Source organism: Streptomyces sp. NPDC005899 (genome assembly GCF_040629645.1).
Taxonomy (GTDB): Bacteria; Actinomycetota; Actinomycetes; order Streptomycetales; family Streptomycetaceae; genus Streptomyces.
On sequence record NZ_JBEXWB010000663.1, the window covers coordinates 1 to 1,567 of the forward strand.

Genomic DNA, 1,567 nt, shown 5'->3' on the forward strand with positions numbered 1-1,567 from the left:
CCCGCCTCCGAGGCGACGGGTGGCGCGGCGGATCCGGAAGAGCACGGCGAGGAGGCCGGCAGCGGCCCGGACGCGGGCGGCGCCGAACCGGACGGCGGCACCACGGACGACGGGCCGGCACCCGGGGAGACCCCGGCCGGCCCCGACGGGCACGGGCTACCCGAGGGCTCCCCCGGCGGGGGAGCCGAGAAGCTCCACGCGAAGACCGTCCGGGCCTGCCGCGCCTACCGTGACGACGGCATGAGCCGGAAGGAGGAGCGCCGCCTCCTCGAACTGGCGAAGGGCGAACGCGACCTGGTGCGCTTCTGCGACCGGGTCCTGGGCGAGGACCGCGGGACCGCCGACGGCTCGGGGGACGGCAAGGGGAACACCGGAGACGGCAAGGGGAGTGGCGCGGGCAACACCGGGGACGGCAAGGGGAGTGGCGCGGGGAACACCGGAGACGGCGGGAGCGGCCGGGGCGGCGAAGGCGGCCATGGATCGCTGCCCTCGGTCTCCTTCGGCACGGCCGCCCCGCGGAGCGCTCCGGATCACCGGGACGAGGCGCAGGCCCCGGCCTGAGCAGTGCCGGACGCTCCGCCCACGCTGCCGTCCTCGCTGCGCTGACCTGCGCTGACCTGCGCTGACCTGCGCTGACCTGCGCTTACAGGGGCCGGAAGGGCTCGACGGACCGCGGGTGTGACGTTTTCGGGCCGCGCGACGCAGAACAGAGTGAGCCGACTGGTCATCGGCCGCGCGACGAGCCGGGGTTCCCCCCGTACCTTCGGCTCAGCGCATCCGGCGCGGGCGGGACACGTTCCCCCGGTCCCGTCCGCGCCTTTCGACCGGACGGCTCGCCGGCCGCCGGAGCCGGGCCCGCTACCGATGGACGACGACCTTGTCGCCGTTCTTCACCTGGGCGAAGAGCGAGGCGATCTTCCCCTCGTCCCGTACGTTCACGCAGCCGTGCGAGGCGCCGCTGTAGCCGCGCGCCGCGAAGTCCGACGAGTAGTGCACAGCCTGCCCGCCGCTGAAGAACATGGCGTAGGGCATGGGCGAGTCGTAGAGCGTGGACACGTGGTGGCGGGACTTCCAGTACACCTCGAAGGTCCCCTCCCGGGTGGGGGTGTACTGCGAGCCGAAGCGCACGTCCATCGACGAGACGACCCGGCCGTCGATCATCCACGACAGGGTGCGGCTGTTCTTGCTGATGCACAGGACACGGCCGGTCATGCAGCGCGCGTCGGGCCGGGCCGCCGGCTCCGCGACCGGCGGATCGAGCTCCCGGTCCGTCGGCTTCCGGGTCATCGCGAGCAGCCGCTCCCAGGTCACCGTGTCGGTCCCGCCCGTCCGGGGCAGGCCCCGTTTGCCCTGGAAGGACCGCACGGAGGCCGCTGTGGCACTGCCGTAGTACCCGGTGGGCACGCGCTGGAAGTGGCCGATCTGGCGCAGCCGGGCCTGCAGCTCCCGTACCCGCTCGCCGCGGTCCCCGGCGGACATCAGGGTCCGCGCCCGCGGCGAGGGCCGCGGACCGGCCGTCCTCGTGGGGGTGGCGGACGCGGAGGGGGCTCCGGACGCCGCAGGGGCG

General features: G+C 74.7%; 1 protein-coding gene and 1 pseudogene. One reads left to right on the forward strand and one right to left on the reverse strand.

The window, feature by feature from the left end:
• Window positions 1-561 (forward strand): annotated as a pseudogene (locus tag ABZ371_RS32505) (hypothetical protein); the annotation flags it as partial.
• A gap of 297 nt (window positions 562-858) precedes the next feature.
• Here the strand turns inward: ABZ371_RS32505 and ABZ371_RS32510 are convergent.
• Window positions 859-1,567 (reverse strand): L,D-transpeptidase family protein (locus tag ABZ371_RS32510; protein ID WP_358686515.1); only part of this gene is annotated, 709 nt, incomplete at its 5' end.